General features: G+C 64.6%; 16 protein-coding genes and 1 pseudogene. 2 read left to right on the forward strand and 15 right to left on the reverse strand.

The annotated features are described in order from the left end of the window. Positions 1-151, reverse strand: a pseudogene (locus tag AZ34_RS18580) (flagellin); the annotation flags it as partial. A 509-nt stretch (positions 152-660) separates the two neighbouring features. Between AZ34_RS18580 and AZ34_RS00150 the strand changes: the two are divergent. Both AZ34_RS00150 and AZ34_RS00155 read left to right on the forward strand, forming a co-directional pair. Beyond that, entirely contained in the window at positions 661-2163 is a 1503-nt protein-coding gene (locus AZ34_RS00150; RefSeq protein WP_035603437.1) for a flagellin, read from the forward strand. An 82-nt stretch (positions 2164-2245) separates the two neighbouring features. Then, positions 2246-4474, forward strand: coding sequence for a tetratricopeptide repeat protein (locus AZ34_RS00155; protein WP_081767006.1), 2229 nt, complete (start codon positions 2246-2248; stop codon positions 4472-4474). Here AZ34_RS00155 and AZ34_RS18855 read toward each other — a convergent pair. The 14 genes from AZ34_RS18855 to AZ34_RS00220 form a co-directional block, all read right to left on the reverse strand. Continuing rightward, positions 4422-4727 carry a CmcI family methyltransferase gene (locus AZ34_RS18855; RefSeq protein WP_331280890.1) on the reverse strand — a complete coding sequence of 102 codons (306 nt, stop codon included), beginning with the start codon at positions 4725-4727 and terminating at the stop codon, positions 4422-4424. The two genes, AZ34_RS00155 and AZ34_RS18855, sit on opposite strands and share 53 nt — an antisense overlap. Positions 4728-4795: 68 nt before the next feature. Continuing rightward, on the reverse strand, positions 4796-5449 hold the full coding sequence (locus tag AZ34_RS00160; protein WP_035603440.1) for a hypothetical protein: 654 nt from the start codon (positions 5447-5449) through the stop codon (positions 4796-4798). Next, positions 5430-6293 (reverse strand): NAD-dependent epimerase/dehydratase family protein, encoded by an 864-nt coding sequence (locus tag AZ34_RS00165; RefSeq protein ID WP_051509415.1) that lies wholly within the window; start codon positions 6291-6293, stop codon positions 5430-5432. The genes AZ34_RS00160 and AZ34_RS00165 overlap by 20 nt, the downstream gene beginning before the upstream one ends. Positions 6294-6351: 58 nt before the next feature. Beyond that, positions 6352-7425, reverse strand: coding sequence for an FkbM family methyltransferase (locus tag AZ34_RS00170; RefSeq protein WP_051509416.1), 1074 nt, complete (start codon positions 7423-7425; stop codon positions 6352-6354). Positions 7426-7461: 36 nt separating this feature from the next. Beyond that, complete coding sequence (locus AZ34_RS00175; RefSeq protein ID WP_035603443.1) at positions 7462-8688, reverse strand: class I SAM-dependent methyltransferase; 1227 nt, start codon at positions 8686-8688, stop codon at positions 7462-7464. Continuing rightward, positions 8685-9251 carry a dTDP-4-dehydrorhamnose 3,5-epimerase family protein gene (locus AZ34_RS00180; RefSeq protein WP_231495422.1) on the reverse strand — a complete coding sequence of 189 codons (567 nt, stop codon included), beginning with the start codon at positions 9249-9251 and terminating at the stop codon, positions 8685-8687. Before AZ34_RS00180 ends, AZ34_RS00175 begins: the two co-directional genes overlap by 4 nt. 8 nt (positions 9252-9259) lie before the next feature. Beyond that, the gene (rfbG, locus tag AZ34_RS00185; RefSeq protein WP_035603449.1) at positions 9260-10342 is read right to left on the reverse strand and encodes a CDP-glucose 4,6-dehydratase; all 1083 of its coding nucleotides are present in this window, start codon (positions 10340-10342) and stop codon (positions 9260-9262) included. Further along, on the reverse strand, positions 10339-11112 hold the full coding sequence (gene rfbF / locus AZ34_RS00190) for a glucose-1-phosphate cytidylyltransferase (protein WP_035603451.1): 774 nt from the start codon (positions 11110-11112) through the stop codon (positions 10339-10341). The genes rfbG and rfbF overlap by 4 nt, the downstream gene beginning before the upstream one ends. A 167-nt stretch (positions 11113-11279) precedes the next feature. After that, entirely contained in the window at positions 11280-11747 is a 468-nt protein-coding gene (locus tag AZ34_RS00195) for a MarR family winged helix-turn-helix transcriptional regulator (protein ID WP_035603454.1), read from the reverse strand. A gap of 36 nt (positions 11748-11783) precedes the next feature. Beyond that, a complete protein-coding gene (locus AZ34_RS00200) occupies positions 11784-12236 on the reverse strand; it encodes a DUF4116 domain-containing protein (RefSeq protein WP_035603457.1) in 453 nt (150 codons plus the stop codon). 5 nt (positions 12237-12241) lie between these two features. Beyond that, positions 12242-13018 carry a class II aldolase/adducin family protein gene (locus tag AZ34_RS00205; RefSeq protein ID WP_155831679.1) on the reverse strand — a complete coding sequence of 259 codons (777 nt, stop codon included), beginning with the start codon at positions 13016-13018 and terminating at the stop codon, positions 12242-12244. A 31-nt stretch (positions 13019-13049) separates the two neighbouring features. Beyond that, on the reverse strand, positions 13050-14081 hold the full coding sequence (locus AZ34_RS00210; protein ID WP_035603460.1) for a ketopantoate reductase family protein: 1032 nt from the start codon (positions 14079-14081) through the stop codon (positions 13050-13052). Beyond that, the gene (locus AZ34_RS00215) at positions 14078-14854 is read right to left on the reverse strand and encodes an ABC transporter ATP-binding protein (protein WP_035603464.1); all 777 of its coding nucleotides are present in this window, start codon (positions 14852-14854) and stop codon (positions 14078-14080) included. Before AZ34_RS00215 ends, AZ34_RS00210 begins: the two co-directional genes overlap by 4 nt. Next, on the reverse strand, positions 14851-16692 hold the full coding sequence (locus AZ34_RS00220; protein WP_035603467.1) for an ABC transporter permease subunit: 1842 nt from the start codon (positions 16690-16692) through the stop codon (positions 14851-14853). Before AZ34_RS00220 ends, AZ34_RS00215 begins: the two co-directional genes overlap by 4 nt.

Consider the following 16692-nt stretch of genomic DNA (forward strand, 5'->3'; position numbering starts at 1 on the left):
CGATCGACAGGCCGGCGGCGTCGTCCTTGGCGCTGTTGATGCGCAGGCCAGAAGACAGCCGCTGGATCGCCGTGGACAGCGATTGGCCGCTGATGCCCTGGTAACGCTGGGCGGACAGCGAGTTGATGTTGGTATTGATGACAGATGACATTGCAGATCTCCTGAATTAACAGCACTCTGGGAAAACAGCCGACCGGGAGATGGCGTCTCCACGGCTGGCAACTCAGGCCTACCCCTTGAATGCAAGGGCTTTGGTGTTTGGCGCGAGGGAAGCCCATGCCAAAAACCAAAACCCCATGCAGGGACCAGTCCTCAGGTCCAGCATCGGCCTCAAACAGAGAGAACTTTAGAACTAAAGGAGAAAAAGACACCTTTTTTTACACCTGTTTTCCGCTTAAACGGAAATTAGTGCTCACACACATACCTTCAGATCACCGCCAACAAGGCGCGCCGCGATTTCGGCCAGGCCAGCCAGAACTTTAGACTTGATTTTGAAAACTGAGGGGTTTCCGCCCCATTTATCTGGCTTACGCCCGATAACCCGCCACCCACAATCTTTCCCACGCAATGCCGGTTCCGTCTCATGGAGTCATGGCATGGAACCCGGCCCGTCCTTAGAGGTGAGGCCGCAACCCCGAACTTGAACTGAAGGAGTTTTTAATGGCTGCCGTCATCAATACCAACATCAACTCGCTGACCGCCCAGCGCAATCAGGGCATCAGCGACAAGTCGTTGAGCACAGCCATCCAGCGCCTGTCCTCCGGCCTGCGCATCAACAGCGCCAAGGACGACGCCGCCGGGTTGGCGATTTCCGAGCGTTTCACCAGCCAGATCCGCGGCTTGACCCAGGCCGCGCGCAACGCCAACGACGGCATTTCGCTGGCCCAGGTGACCGAAGGCGCCATGGGCGCCGCCAGCGCCATCCTGCAGCGCGTGCGTGAACTGGCCGTGCAATCGGCCAACGCCACCAACAGCGCAGGTGACCGCCAGGCCCTGAACCAGGAAGTGATCCAGCTGATTGCCGAACTGGACCGCATCGCGACCACCACCGAATTCAACGGCCAGAAGCTGCTGGACGGCACTTTCGGCACCGCACAGTTCCAGATCGGCGCCAACGCCAACCAGACCATCGTGGCGGCCACGGCCAACCTGCGCACCGGTGTGTATGGCAACAACCAGGCCTTGAACACCTCAGCAACGATGCAATCACTGGGCACCAGTGGCTGGGGCACCAACGGCATGGCCTCCGAGGCCGTCACCATCAACGCCGCCGCGGGCACCTCCACGGTCACCATCGCGGCCAACGACACGGCGAAGCAAGTCGCCGTCAACGTCAATCAGCAGACGCCCGTCACGGGCGTGACCGCCACGGCGCGCACCGACGTGCGGGTGGTCTTTGGCGCGTCGGGCGCCTACACGCTGACGATCCAATCTGACAATGGCACACCGGAAGTGGCCTCGTTCTCCGTGACGAACCCCAACACGCCGGACGGTCTTTCCAACGCCATTGCCGCCATCAACGAGAAATCCTCCAAGACCGGCGTGGTGGCCAGCCTGAATGCAGCGGGCAACGCGATCGTCCTGAACAACGCCACCGGCAACGACGTCATGGTGTCCGACACGTCGGTTCAGAACGCAGGCTCCATCGCGGTTTCGAAGATGACCGTCAACAGCAGTGGCGTGCTGTCCGTGGTCGCGACGGGCTCGCTCGCGGCGGACACGACGCCCAACAACGTCTTGGTCAGTGGGTACCTCACCTTCGACTCGAACAAGTCCTTCGTGCTGGACACCAACGGCACGGCGGCTTCCAGCGCCTATGTGGGCGCGGACACCTCTTCGACCTTGCACAAGGTGGCTGACCTGGACATCACGACGGTTGAGAAAGCCAACGACGCTTTGAAGACCGTGGACGCCGCCCTGGCCTTTGTCAGCGGTGAGCGGGCCAAGCTGGGTGCCTTGCAGTCACGTTTTGAATCGACCGTCAATGCCTTGCAGATCACGACGGAGAACCTGACCGCCTCACGCAGTCGGATCTTGGACGCGGACTTCGCGGCGGAAACCGCGGCGCTCTCTCGCGCACAGATCCTGCAGCAGGCGGGTACCGCCATGGTGGCTCAGGCCAACCAGATCCCGCAAGGCGTGCTGCAATTGCTGCAAGGCTGATCAAGCCCTCACACCGGACCAAAAGCACGCCCTATGCACATGGGCGTGCTTTTTCTTTCGCACATTCCAATCCGAGTCCGTCATGTCTGTCCACCCCGTTGCCCAACCCGACCCCAGCGCAGTCAAAATCAGCCAGGCATTCCTGAAAGAGGACTGGCCACTGCTTGAACGCCTGTGCCGTCAGACTCTGCGCAAGAACGGGATGCATTTGCGTGCGCACCAGATGCTGGGGTTCGCGCTCAAGAAGCAGGGCCAGCTTGACGACGCAGTCGCCGCCTATAAAAAGGGCGCGGCCCTGCACCCGGAAAATGCAGAGCTGCTGATCAACTACGCGATTCTTCTGCACGAGCAAGGCCGCGCATTCGATGCGCTCCCCCTGCTTGAGAAGGTCTGCACCCTGCAACCGAACCACCCGACCGCTTGGTTGACCTATGCCCAGTGCTGCTACCCCCTGCAGCTCAACACCAAGGGCTTGGCTGCCGCAGAAAAAGCGCTGCCGCTGGCGCAGTCTCTGCCCGACCGCATGGCCGTCCTCAACCAGTTGGCTATCCATCGGCGCGAGTTGGGTCAGGTACGCGAGGCGGTGCGGGATTGTGAAGCCGCGATCGCCCTTTTTCCCGGCGACTTCGCGCACCACACCAACCGCCTGCTTTTCATTCTGGCGGACCCCGAAGCGAGTCCGCAGCAGGTCACGACCGCCGCGCTCGAGTGCGCCGCCGTGTTCGAGCACCCACTCAAGCCACACTGGCCCGACCACGCCGCGCTGCGCCACGGCCCGTGGAGGAAGCTGAGAATCGGTTTTCTGTCACCAGACTTCCGCATGCACGCGGTGATGTACTTCGTTGAAGGCGTGCTGGCTCAGCTGGACCGACGCCAGTTCGAGGTCTGGGCTTTTTACCTTTCACCGAAAAATGATGACGTGACCGAGCGCGTCCGCTGCCACGCGGACCACTTCATGAAGCTCAATGGCAAGACTGCAGAAGAGCAGGCCAAGGCGATTCAAGACGCGCAAATCGATATCCTGATCGACTTGGCCGGCTACACCGGCGGCAATGGACTGACTGCGATGATACGCAAGCCCGCGCCGCTGCAGGTATCCTGGCTCGGCTACCCCGCCACCACCGGGCTGAGCGCGATCGACTACAAGTTCACCGATGAAGTGACCGATCCGCCCGGGGCTGATGACCAATACAGCGAACGCCTGTACCGCCTGCCCACCCTCTTCTGCTGCTACCGCCCCCATAGCCGCAGCCCGCTCTGGCGTTATCAACCGTCCTACAGCGTGCGCCCCACGCCCGCGCTGAGCAATGGCTTCATCACCTTTGGCTCGTGCAACAACCTGGGCAAGCTCACGGACGAGGTGTTGACCTTGTGGGGTCGCATCCTGGCGGCGGTGCCGAATTCACGCCTGCTGATCGAGGGCAAGAGCCTGGACCAAGCTGCCTTCGCGGCTGACTACCGCGCGCGCTGCGCGCGTCTGGGCATCGATGTAGAACGGCTGGATCTGGTGACTCTCGAGTACCGCAATCAGTACTTGACGTACCACCGCATTGACATTGCCCTCGACCCCTTCCCGCTCACGGGTGGCACCACCTCATTCGACTTGCTGTGGATGGGTTTGCCCATGGTGACCATGGAGGGCGAAAGCTTCAAGAGCCGCATGGGCACCGGCTTGCTGAGCTACCTGGGACGCACAGAATGGCTGGCCCAGACGCACGAGGACTACCTGCGCATCGCTCAGACCCTCGCCGCCGACGTCAACGCGCTCAACACCCTGCGCCTGGGCCTGCGCCGCGAGGTGGAACAATCGGTGCTGATGCGCGAGGACATCTTCAACCACCATTTTGGCGAGGGCTTGCGTGTCATGTGGCTGCAGTGGCTGGCCCAAGGTGAGCACCCCGATGACATCGAAGCTCAAAGCCGACTGATCGAGAGTTGGTTGCCGCAAGCGCCACCCGAATGGACGCAGGCCCCGGAACTGGGGGTGGGGCTGGCCCCCGGCCAACGCGTGCCGCTGCACGAAGCCCATGCAAAACTCGAAGCCCTGCTGGTCAAGGCACGGCAACACCCACCCGCAGAAGCTCGCAAAGCCATCCAGGGTGGCGCCAACGAAGTCACGGTGGGGCAGGTGATGCACCGCACTTGGCGCGAAGTGACGGAAATGGCTGAACACATTCTGTGCGCGGTTCCCAACGACCCCGTGGCCCTGAGTTATCTGGCCGAGGTGGAACATGCCCACGCGCACACGGAATTTGCCGTCACTTACCTGCGTTACGCCCAAGAAGCGCTGGCCGCGCGGGCCATGGCGTAAGCAGAGCAAGCACCGGCATCTTAGGATTGTCACCAGGTGACCTGGGACGATCGATGAACAGGTCGGCGGGTATGTCTTCGACCAAGGTGTCGAACACCACGCGATAACAACCGGACGTGACCAGGTGCGCGTGAGCGGCGTGATTGTGCGCGCGTATGTCGATGTCCAGACCGCACACACAGCGTTTGCTGGCGCAAGGGAGGTCAGCACGGCGCCGACCTGACCGGGTGCGAAGCCTGAACTGAACGACCACTGCCTGCCCCTCGAACCACCTAGGTTCCGGCAGAGGCGGCTTACGAAGGCGCCTGCCCGCCCAACGATTCAGACGTCGCGGAAGAAGTCCGCGAGGATGTCGTGCCCCGGCAGCTTGAAGACCAGACTACCGCCATGACCCTGGTACGCAATGCGACCCGGTTCGGTGTCGCGGTTGATCACGCTCACGCCTTGGGCGAGGTAAGAGCGGTCGCGCACGTGGCAACGCCCAATGATGGCGGTGTTGGGGTACATGATCACGCCCTCGCCCAGAACTGGCGCGTCCCCATGGTTCTTGCCCACGGTGGAGTTCTGGTATAGCACCAGATGATTGCCATACGTCGCCTTGGCCAGCACGATGCCAACAGAGTGGCCGATGAAGAACACCTCGGGCAGCTCGATCTCGTAGAAGCAGTCGATCGCGTTGAGCGCCTTGTTCAGCAGAAAAAGCTTTGTACAGACACCGCGAACTTTCTCGCGCCGCCAGATCGTGTTCGACAGGTAATACAGGAAGATGCAGTATTGTGAGGAATGCAGCACGTCGAACTGGCCAGGCGTCCACATGCGCACCTGGTCTATGCATCGCCCGACCCGCAGCAAGGCCTCGTCCACATGCGCATCGATCAGGGCCAAGTCCGCCTGATCGTCCAGAGGAAAGAACTGCTTGATCTGGGCCTGCACGTAGGCGGCCAGACGGTTGCGCTCAAGATTGACTGTTTTCATCGTCTTGCCCTATCTTGTTCAGCCATGGTCCGATCACGGCCTCTAGCCCCGCAGGCTGCCAGCCGAAGTCCTCGCGTAGCCGGCGGATGTCAACCACCGCGGAGCCCTTGCCGGGTGACCCCGCGCGGAATTGCAGTTGGCGGCCGGTGCGTTGCGCCACCCAAGCAGCCAATCGCGCGTTGCTGACGTTCTCACCACTGGCCACGTTGTAGACCGTCTGCGTTCCACGCAGCGCAATATCAGCCAGCGCACGCAGCACGTCCGGCAGGTGCACATAGTCGCGCTCGGACTGGGCATTGGATTCCACGGCCAGCACGCCACCGCGCGGGGTCTGAGCCACTTGCCGTAAGAGCGCGGGCAGAAAGCCGTTCGGGTCAGCCGGGCTGTCGTACACGCTGGCCAAGCGGGCCACGCGCGCACGGCCCTGCCCCAAGGCGTGGCAGAGCGATTCACCGGCGAGCTTGGTCAGGTCGAAGAGATGTCGCGGCACCTGCGGCGCCACGGGCAACAAGTCCGCCTCGCTCGCCAAGTGTCCAGCGGGCAGGCCGTCGTAAAGCCGGGTGGACGACAGGTACACCAGCGAGTCCCATTGCTCGGACTGCAGCACGCGCGCCAGCAGACTGACATGCGCTTCCACCGTATCCGCGGCGCGCGCCAGGTAGTCCCCGGTCAGACCCGCGCAGTAGAAAACATGGCCCAGGCGCTGGCCACGGACCGGCCAGGTCGCGCCCTTCTCAGGCACATGGCAGGTCCAACCTTGCGAGCGCAGATGACTCGCTAGCCCAGCGCCCACAAAACCTCGGCCACCGATGAGGGTGGCGATGGGAGCGGAAGCGTCAGTCATGGGCATGACTCAGTCGGCGCGGGACCGTCGAGCGAACGAGCATGGGCAAAAGCCCCGCTCAATCCGGCATGCCATCCAGCGGATGGTGCAAGGCGGGCGACTTGTGCCGCAGCAGCTTGGGGCTGACGTTCTTCACCTGCTTGAACAGCGGGCCTGCGATCGCGGCGGCATCGGCCACGGCCAGCATGTTGAAGCCGTGCGGCGGGCCTTCGAGGTAAACGCTGTCGGCGGGAATCAGCTCAATGGGTCGGTCACCCATTTCCTGGTGCGTGTTGAAGTCACGCACGGCGTACAACTGGTAGCCCGCGTTCTTGAGCAGCATGCAGATGGGTGTTTTGGTCAGGCCCACGCTCCAATCCACGTAGTCGCGATGCACTTCAAACACCACAGCCGGTTTGTCCTGACCCAGCACGCGGGCCGCGCCTTGCAGGGCATGCAGTTCGGCGCCTTCGATGTCGAGCATCAGCACGCCAATGGCGCGCTTCTGGGCCCGGCAGTAGTCGTCGATGGTGATGGTCTCGAACCCTTCATCGCCTGTGGCCAGCACCGCGTTCGCGAAGGAATCGAAACCATCGAGCTTCAGGCGCTGGCTGCTCTCGTGCCAGAGCCCGAGTTTGTTGATGCGCAGGTTGTCCAGGCCGTTGAGCTGGCCGTTCGCGGTCAGCATGGCCGCCTGGTCGGTGTTGGGCTCGAAGCAGTGCACCAGCCGACCACTGCCCTTGAGCTGCACACCCAGCACCACGGCGTGGTCGCCGAAGTAGGCGCCTCCAATCAGCACGTCACCGGGAGTGCGCGCCGTGAGGTGCTGCAGCAGGCGCGTGGTCTGCGGCTCCCAAACATGGCTGGGCCGCTCCTGCTCGGCCAGCAGGAAATCGCGCGCGATCTTGGTGCGGTAAAGAAAACGGAAACGCGTGCCGTCGGCCAGCTGCTTCTCGTAGGTGTCCTGCTCGCTGTGCAGGGAATCGATGATGGGGCCGGTGATGTCATCGCGCACGGAGGCGCCATAGCTCAGGCGGCCTTCGGCACGCTTGAGCCAGTCCATCAGTTCAACGCGCAGGCTCGCGTCGCGCCCCAGCTGCAGCAAGGCATTCTGCAGGCGGGAGCCGCTCAGGTCACGGGGATCGTTCGCCATGGTCTAGTCCTCTTTCCGTAGTCATCTACAACAATTTCAATTCACGGCCAGGCGCGGCACGGCCGTTACGAAGCGCCCGCCCCATTCGCGGATATAGCTCAGCTGCGCGGTGATCTCCGTGCGCAGGTTCCAGGGCAATATCAGCACGAAATCCGGCCGGTCCTGGCGCAAATGCACTTCTCCCACGATGGGAATGCGGCTGCCCGGCATGTACTTGTCCTGCTTGGCCGGGTTGAGGTCCACCACATAAGGCAACAGATCAGGTCGCACGCCAGCGAAGTTCATCAAGGTGTTGCCCTTGGCCGCCGCGCCGTAAGCGCCGACCTTGCGGCCGTCTTTCTTGACCTGCAATAGGAATTCCAGCAACTCGCGCTTGATGCGTTCGGCCTCGCGCTGGAAGCCAGCATAGAACGCGGGGCCATGGACACCGGCCTCGCGTTCCCGCGCGAGCAAGGCGTCCACCGCTGGTGACATGGCATGCCGTCCGGTGTCGGCACGTTGGGCATAAACACGCAGACTACCGCCATGCGTCGTCAGCTCTTCCACGTCGAACACTTTCAGGCCATTGGCCGCGAAGACGCGCTGCACGGCGGTCAGCGACAGGTAAGAGTAGTGCTCGTGGTAGGCCGTGTCGAACTGGCACTCCTGCACCATGCGCAAGAGGTGCGGGAACTCAAAGGTCGCCACGCCCTGCTCTTTCAGCAGGACGGCGAAGCCGCCCACGAAGTCATTGATGTCAGGCACGTGGGCCAGCACATTGTTCGCCGCGGTGAGGTCGGCGCTGCGCCCCACAGCCACGAGTTCACGCGCCAGCGCGACGCCAAAGAAGCGCTCGACGATCTCGATGCCCAGCTTACGCGCGGCGGCTGCCGTGCTGGCCGTGGGTTCGATGCCGTAGCAAGGCACGCCCGCCTGTTGCACGTACTGCAGCAGGTAGCCGTCGTTCGCGGCCACCTCGACCACATTGCTCTGCGCGCCCAGCGAAAAGCGCGCACGCATGGCCTGCACATACGTCTTCGCGTGCGCCAGCCAAGAGCTGGAATAGGAGCTGAAGTAGGCGTAGTCGGCGTCGAACAATTGTTCGCGCCCCGCGTGGTCCTCGGTCTGCACCAACCAGCAGCTCTCGCACACCAGCAAGCGCAAGGGGTACCAAGTCTCTGGACCGTGCAGCGCGGCCTCGGTCAGGTAGGCATTGGACGGCGGCGCGCTGCCCAGGTCCAGGAAGGGCAGACGCAATTCAGTTCCGCAGTGGCGGCATTTCATGACACTTCAACTCCAGCAAAGTCCGGCGTGATGGGGGCGAAGCCCGCGTCCCGCGCCGACAGGCCCTGCACGGGCAGCGGCCAGGTGATGGCCAGGCGCGCGTCGAGCACGGGCAGGCCGTGCTCAGACTGCGGCGCGTAGGGCGCGGAATGGCAATAAATCAGTTCGGCCTCGTCGCTCAGAACCTGGAAGCCATGGGCGAAGCCGGGCGGTATCAACACGGCCGAGCCCTGCGTGTCGCTGGCCTGCGGGCTCAAGCGCTCGGCGTGCCAGCGCAAGAAGGTGGGCGATCCAACGCGCAGGTCCACCGCCACGTCCCACACCTCGCCACGCACGCAGCTGACCAGCTTGGCTTCTTGGTGGGGTGCCTGCTGGTAATGCAAGCCGCGCACCAGGCCCCGCCCCCGGCTGAGGCTGTGGTTGACCTGGGCAATGGGCCAGACCCAACCGGCCGAACGCAGTTCGTCCGCGCAGAACAGGCGGGCGAAGACGCCGCGTTCGTCCGTGCGCAAGCGGCGCTGCACGCGCTTCAAGCCCACGAGCGGCAGATCGGTGAGGGTCAAGCTGCCGCTCACGCCGCCGCCCTCGCGTCCACGCCGCTCCAGGCATCCAGATCGGCCAGGCAGAGCGCACGCGCCTGTGCGCCCTCGTGCAGGGCGCGGTACCAGCGCATGGTGCGCCCGACCGACTCCGCCAGGTTCCAGCGCGGCGCCAAGCCCAGACGGGTTTGCGCCAACGAGGTGTCCAACGCCAGCCAGCCCGCCTCATGCGGACCTTCGATGCGCTGTGCGTAATTCACCTGGCCACCAGGCCAAGCGGTCCGCGCCAAATCGATCACGGTGCGCACCGTCGCGCGCTCGTGGGGCAGGGGGCCGAAGTTCCAGGCCTGGGCAGCCGTAGCGTCGGTCCACAAGGTCTGGGCCAGCACCAGGTAGGCGGCCAGGGGCTCCAGCACGTGCTGCCAGGGGCGCGTGGCCTCGGGCCGACGGATCTCCAGTGCGCGGCCGTCCTGCCAGGCGCGCACCGCGTCCGGCAGCAGGCGGTCCGCAGCCCAGTCCCCCCCGCCGATGACGTTGCCAGCGCGGGCGCTGGCCAGGGCCAGGCCCTGCTCTTTCAAGAAGGCGTCGCGGTAGCTGGCGATGGCCAGCTCGCAGGCGGCCTTGCTGGCGCTGTACGGGTCGTGTCCACCCAGTTCATCGCCTTCACGATAAGGGTGGGGCCATTCGTGGTTGCGGTAGACCTTGTCGGTCGTGACGCACACCGCCACTTTCGTGCCGGGATGCCGGCGCAGGGCGTCGAGCAAGTGCACCGTGCCCATGACATTGCTGGCCCAGGTACCCACCGGTTCGCGGTAGCCTTCGCGCACCAGGGCTTGGGCGGCCAGGTGCAGCACCACTTCTGGCCGGCTGTCGCGCACCACGCGAGCCACGGCTTCGGCATCGCGCAGGTCCACCACGTGGTGATCCAAGCCCTTGGAGGCACCCGCCAGCTCAAACAGATTCGGTTGCGTGGCGGGCGCAAGCGCCAGGCCTGTCACCTGGGCGCCCAGACGTTGCAGCCACAACGCCAGCCAGGCCCCCTTGAAGCCGGTATGGCCGGTCAGAAGGACCCGCTTGCCGCGCCAGAAGTTGGCGTCAGGCCCGGCAAGACTCATTGCCAGACCTTCCAGGGCGCGCGACCCTCGGCCCAGAGGCTTTCCAGCAGGTTCTTTTCGCGCAAGGTGTCCATGGGTTGCCAGAAGCCGTTGTGGGTATAGGCCATCAATTCGCCGTCGGTCGCCAACCCTGTCAACGGTTCGATTTCCCAGCTCGTGGTGTCACCGGCAATGCGCGGAATGCAGTTCGGCGACAGCACGAAAAATCCCCCGTTGATCAGGCCCCCATCGCCACGAGGTTTCTCCGCGAAACCATGCACTTGCTCCCCTTGTATCTGCAAGGCGCCGTAACGTCCGGGCGGCTGCACGGCGGTGACGGTGGCCAACTTGCCGTGCGCCTTGTGGAAGCGGATCGTTTCGGCGATGTTCACATCGGCCACGCCGTCGCCATAAGTGAAGCAGAACGCCTCTTCGTCCACCAGGTAGTCCGCGACACGCTTCAGGCGGCCACCCGTCATGGTGTCTTCGCCGGTGTCCACCAGCGTCACGCGCCAGGGCTCGGCATGGCGTTGATGAACTTCCATGCGGTTGCTGGACATGTCAAAAGTGATGTCCGAGGTGTGCAGGAAGTAGTTGGCAAAGTATTCCTTGATGACATACCCACGGTAACCGCAGCAGATCACGAAGTCATTGACGCCATGGGCGCTGTAGATCTTCATGATGTGCCAAAGAATGGGCTTGCCGCCGATCTCGATCATCGGTTTCGGCTTGAGGTGGGTCTCCTCGGAAATGCGCGTGCCCAGGCCACCGGCCAGAATGACTGCTTTCATGGATTGCTGCCGTGATGTAGGTCCGACCGGGAGCGTAAACCAAGGCCGGGACGCAGAACGGGCAAATTGTCTGGGCTAGTCGGCCTATTTCCCGCTTCTGTCGGGAAAGGCGACAACAGGACGGGCCCTGGGCAGGGGTGGCCGGGCCACCAGGTGCAACGATCCGCTCAGTAATGGCTGAGGTTGTCAAACACCTGCATCAGCATCTTGTTGAGCCGCGCGATCTTGACGGGCGTGAGCCCTTCGTAGCCCTTGAGGAAGACGTTTTCGGTCGCCTTGCGCATGTCGGCGATCATCTGCTCACCGGCCTGGGTCAGCGAGACTTCGGTCACGCGGCCGTCCGCGGTGGAGGTGGAGGTGAGCACCAGGCCGCGCTCCTGCAGGCGGTAGACGATCTTGGTGATGGTTGGCAACTTGACCACGGCGTGCAGCGAGATCTCCGACATGCTGGAGGTGCCGTTTTCGCGCAGGATGAAGAGGATGCGCCAGGTCGGCAGGTCGGCCCCCACCTTGCGCAGGGCGCGCTCCATGTGGTGGTGGTAGATGTTGTTCAGCCGGGCGACCCAGTAGAACGGGAAATCATCCTTGACAAAATCTTCGCTGGCCGGGTTGTGACGGCTCAGTTGCTTGCTCACCGGTGTCTCCTTCAAGACGCGCTGTTCTCTTTGCGCTTATTGTGGCTCAGCCAGCGCGCGCGTCTTGCGGGTTTCACGCTCGCGCAAGGCCTCCGCGATCAGTTCAGGGATTTCCTGCGGCATGAAGCCGCAGAGCACCTGGTCGCGCACCTCCTTGCGGAACAGTTGCAGCATGAAGGCCTCGTCCTCGCGCAGGGCACGCGAGGCCAGGGTGTAGACGATGAAGTTGTTTTTCATGGCGGCGCAGACCACGTCCTTGTCGCCGCGCAGCGCCTCGTCGGCGAAAGTCAAGGCCAAGGCGTCCTGCGTCACCGCTGCCAACACCACGGACTTGTCGGCGCGCAGGCGTTCAGAAGCGAACTCCAGCGCCATGCCCGTCGTCGCCACCGCCTGCAGGACCACGCCGTCGTCGTCCCGCAGCGCAGGCTCCAACCGAGCCAGCGCGTAGCCCTCGGCGCGCACTCGTTCCAGAGCCGCCGTCTTGTCCATGCCGTTCACCAGCTTGGCCCGCGCTCCGTGTGCATCTTGCGGACCATGGCCGTGAAGAACTGCTTGGCAAAACCGCTTTCACTGATGAGCTGGGCAGCCAGATCGCGGCACTTGGTCTTGATCTCGTCGGACAGCGGCACGTCCGGCCCCGGCAGGGCACCGGCGGCGCACTGGATTTCCACCGCGCGCTGCACGGTCCAGAGCAGGAAAAAGGTCTTGGCGATGGAGGCCTCGGCCACCGCGATGCCGTGGTTGCGCAGCACCAGCACATGCTTGTCGCCCAGGCTGGCGATCATGCGGCCCTTTTCCTCGGCGAACAGCGTGATGCCCTCGAAGTCGTGGTACCCCACACGGCCGTAGAGCTGGGCGCCGTAGAAGCCGTTGTGGTCGATGCCACCCAGCTTCTGCACCACGGCGGAGACCGGCGTGGTGTGGGTGTGGATCACGCAGTGCACGTCCTCGCGCGCGCCATGGATCGCGGCGTGCAGGGCAAAACCGGCCGGGTTGCCTTCATAGGGCGAGTCCTCGACCTTGTGGCCGTTCAGATCCACCTTGATCAGGTTGGCCGGCGTGATCTCGGTGTAGTGGAGTCCGAACGGATTGACCAGGTAATGGTGGGCCGGACCGGGCAAGCGCGCCGAGATGTGGTTGAAGATGGTCTCGGTCCAGCCGAAGTAGTCGATCAGGTGATAGCACTCGGCCAATTCGCAGCGCAGGGCCCATTCCTCGTCGGACAGGTGGCCAGGCTTGAACAGGGTCTGGGTTCGGGGCGTCATGTCCATGGGGTACTCCTGGTTGTGGCAGCGCAGAGGGTCAGGCTGCGGCGAGTTGGATGGGCGAGATGGCCACTTCCTCGCGGAAGTGTGCCAGGGCGATCATGCGCGCGGTCACGGGCAAGGCGATGTCCTGCAGCCGCGCGAGCTCCAGCACGGCGTCGCCGATGGCCGCCAGCTCCAGCGGCCGGCCGACCAGATGGTCCTGCAGCATGGAGGTGCGGATGGGGCCCATGGACGCGCCTTCGGCGATGAAGGAGGCCGGGTCAAAGGGAATGCGCGCGCCATAAGCGGCGGCCAGCGCCAGGCCCTCCTGCAGCATGCGCCGCACGATGGGCAGCAGGCGCGCATCGCCATAGATGGCGTCCAGCGTCGCGCCGCTGACGACCGACAAGGGATTGGACGTGAGGTTGGCCAGGATCTTGGTCCAGAGCGTGTCGCGCAACGCGGGCACGCAACGCGCCTCGATCCCGGCGCGACTCAGCACCTCGGCCAAGCGCTGCATGCGCGCGCCCGGCGCGCTGTGGTCGATCTCACCCAGCACGATGAGCAAGGGGTTGTCGGACACGGCCTGCGCCGGCCCCGTGCGCTCTGCGGTGATGAAGGTCACGGCACCCAGCAGTTGCTGCGGCTCCAGCGCGTTCAACAGCACACCGCCAGGGTCCACCGCCTGCACGGCCCGACGGCCCCAAGGCCCAGACTGGCCTTGGAAGAACCAGAAGGGCACGCCGTTGACCAGGGGAATTACCAGGGTCTGCGGACCGACCAGGGGCCGCGCGGCCGTCAGCATGCCAGCCAGGTCGTGTGACTTGCTGCAGAGAAAAAGCACATCCTGAACGCCGAGCTGCGCGGCGTCACCGGACGCCGTGACGCGGGCCTGCAGGCGTTCGCCCCGCCGCTGCAGGGTCAGGCCCTCGACCTGGATGCGACGCAGGGTTTCACCGCGCGCCAGCACCCGCACCTCGGCCTTGCCATCCTCCACACGGGCCAGCAGGGTGGCCAGGGTGCAACCAATGGCGCCGGCACCGGCCACGCCGATGCGCAGCGGTTCGGTGGACCAGGCTGTGCTCATGAGGACAACAACTCCTGATGCCGCCCCGCCGCGCCCAGGTAGGCCTCAATCACGCGCGGGTCGTTCGCCAGTTCACGCGCCGGGCCTTCCATGGCGACACGGCCCAGCTCCAGCACGTAAGCGTGGTCGGCCACCTTGAGCGCGGCGCGCGCGTTCTGTTCCACCAGCAGGATGGAGACGCCACGCCGGCGCAGTTCCACGATGATGCGGAAGATGTCGCGCACGATCAGCGGCGCCAGGCCCAGCGAAGGTTCGTCCAGCATCAGCAGCCGCGGCTGGCCCATCAGGGCGCGGCCCAGGGCCAGCATCTGGCGCTCGCCCCCGGACAAAGTCCCGGCCTCCTGCCTGGCGCGCTCCTTCAGGCGAGGGAACAGTTCATAGACTTCGGCCAGGGCGGTCTGCCTGGCCTGCCGCGATTGGCCGCGCAGGCGAAAGCCCCCCAGCACCAGGTTGTCCTGCACGCTCATCTGCGCGAACAGTGCACGGGTCTCCGGCACCAGCGCGATGCCACGCGCCACATGCTGCTCGATGTCGCAGCTCGCCAGGTTCTCGCCGTCGAACAGCACCTGGCCCTCGCTGCCGCTGATCGGCAACATGCCCATGAGCGCGGCCAGCGTCGTGCTCTTGCCAGCGCCATTGGGACCGATCACGGTGACGATCTGACCCTGGCCGATCTCAAGGTTGATGTCCGAAATGGCTTCGATGCGGCCGTAGGCCGCGCTGAGATGGCGCACGCTCAGCAGGGGTGCCGTCGGCTTCTGATTTGCGTTCATTCGTCCACCCCGCCCAGGTAAGCCTTGAGCACCGCCGGGTCCCGCTGGATCGCGTCCGGCAGGCCCTCGGCGATCTTCTGGCCGAACTCCATCACCACAATGCGGTCGACCAGACCCATGACGAAATCCATGTCGTGCTCGACCAGGAGCACGGCCACGCCTTCGGTGCGCAGCTTGCGGATCAACTCGGCCAGCGCTTCCTTCTCCTTGAGGCGCAGGCCGGCTGCGGGCTCGTCCAGCAGCAAAAGGCAAGGATCGGCGCAGAGGGCGCGCGCGATCTCCAGGATGCGCTGCTGGCCCAGGGCCAGGCTGCCAGCCGGTCGGTCCAAAAATTCGCCCAGCCCCACGCGCTCCAGCTGCGTGCGGGCCTCGTTCAGCAAACGCCCTTCGTCCTCGCCGTCCAGCCGCAGGGCCGAGGCGAACACGCCCTTGCGGCCACGCAGGTGCGCGCCCAGGGCGGCGTTTTCAAGCACGGTCATCTCGGGCAGCAGCTTGACGTGCTGGAAGGTGCGCGACAGGCCCGCAGCCGCCAGCAGGCGCGGGCTCTGCCCGTTGACACGATGCCCACGGAAAATCACATCGCCCTCGTCGGGCGCCATCACGCCCGAGATCAGGTTGAACAGCGTGCTCTTGCCCGCACCGTTGGGGCCGATCACGGCCATGATCTCGCCAGCTTCCACCTGCAGCGACACCGCATTGTTGGCCACCAGGCCGCCAAAACGCTTGGTCACGCCACGAACGTCCAACACGCGTTCACCCGGGCTCGGGCGGGCACGCTGGGGCAAAGCCTGCAGCCCGGCCGTGCCGGCGCGCTGCGCGCCCTGCAGGGGCAGACGGGCCTGGCTGCGCGGCGTCAGTTGGAAGCGCCGCGCCAGCAAGGCCGACACCGCGCCGAAAACACCCCCCGGCCAGCGCTGCATGACCAGCACGATCAGCAGACCAAAGACGATGCTTTCGAAGTTGCCTGCGCGGCCCAGCAGCAGGGGCAACAGGTCCTGCAGCCATTCGCGCAGCAGCACCACGATGCTGGCGCCGATCAGCGCGCCCCAGAGGCTAGTGACGCCGCCCAGCAGGGCCATGAAGAGGTAGTCAATGCCCGACTGCACGTTGAAGGGCGCGGGGCTGACAAAACGCTGCGTGTAGGCATAGAGCCAGCCCGAAATGCCAGCCAGACCGGCCGCGATCAGGAACACCACCATCTTGGCGCGGAACACGTCCACGCCCATGGAGGTCGCCATCTCCTGCCCGCCGCGCAGCGCGCGGATGGCTCGGCCCATGCGCGACTCCAGCAGGTTGTGGATCAGCAGCGCGGCCAGCAGCACGCTGCCCCAGATCAGGTAATACATGCGCGGCCCGTCGCCGAACACGACACCCGCGATCTTGAGCGGCGGCAGGTCGGCGATGCCGGTATGGCTGCCCAGGCTCTCCAGCGTGCCGAACAGCGAATACAGCGACATGCCCCAGGCGATGGTGCCCAGCGGCAGGTAGTGGCCGCTGAGCTTGAGCGTCAGCAGGCCCAGCACGAAAGCAAAGGCCAGTGTGATGAGCAGGCCCAGGCCCAGCGCGATCCAAGGTACACCGGTCATCGCGCCGAGGTTGAACACCGAAGGTCCGATCAAAGCCGCCGTGGTGTAGGCGCCCAGGCCCACGAATGCTGCCTGGCCGAAGCTCGTCATGCCCGCCACACCGGTCAGCAGCACCACGCCCAGCGTGGCCAGCGCGTACATGCCGATGTTGTTGAGCACCGTGATGTAGAAGGAGGAAGACAGCAGCGGGATCAGAAGCAGGACCAGCAGCCCCGCAGCGATGACGATGCCTTGACGACGCGAAGTCTTCAT

The sequence above is a fragment of the Hylemonella gracilis str. Niagara R genome, assembly GCF_000600295.1.
Lineage (GTDB): Bacteria > Pseudomonadota > Gammaproteobacteria > Burkholderiales > Burkholderiaceae_C > Hylemonella > Hylemonella gracilis_A.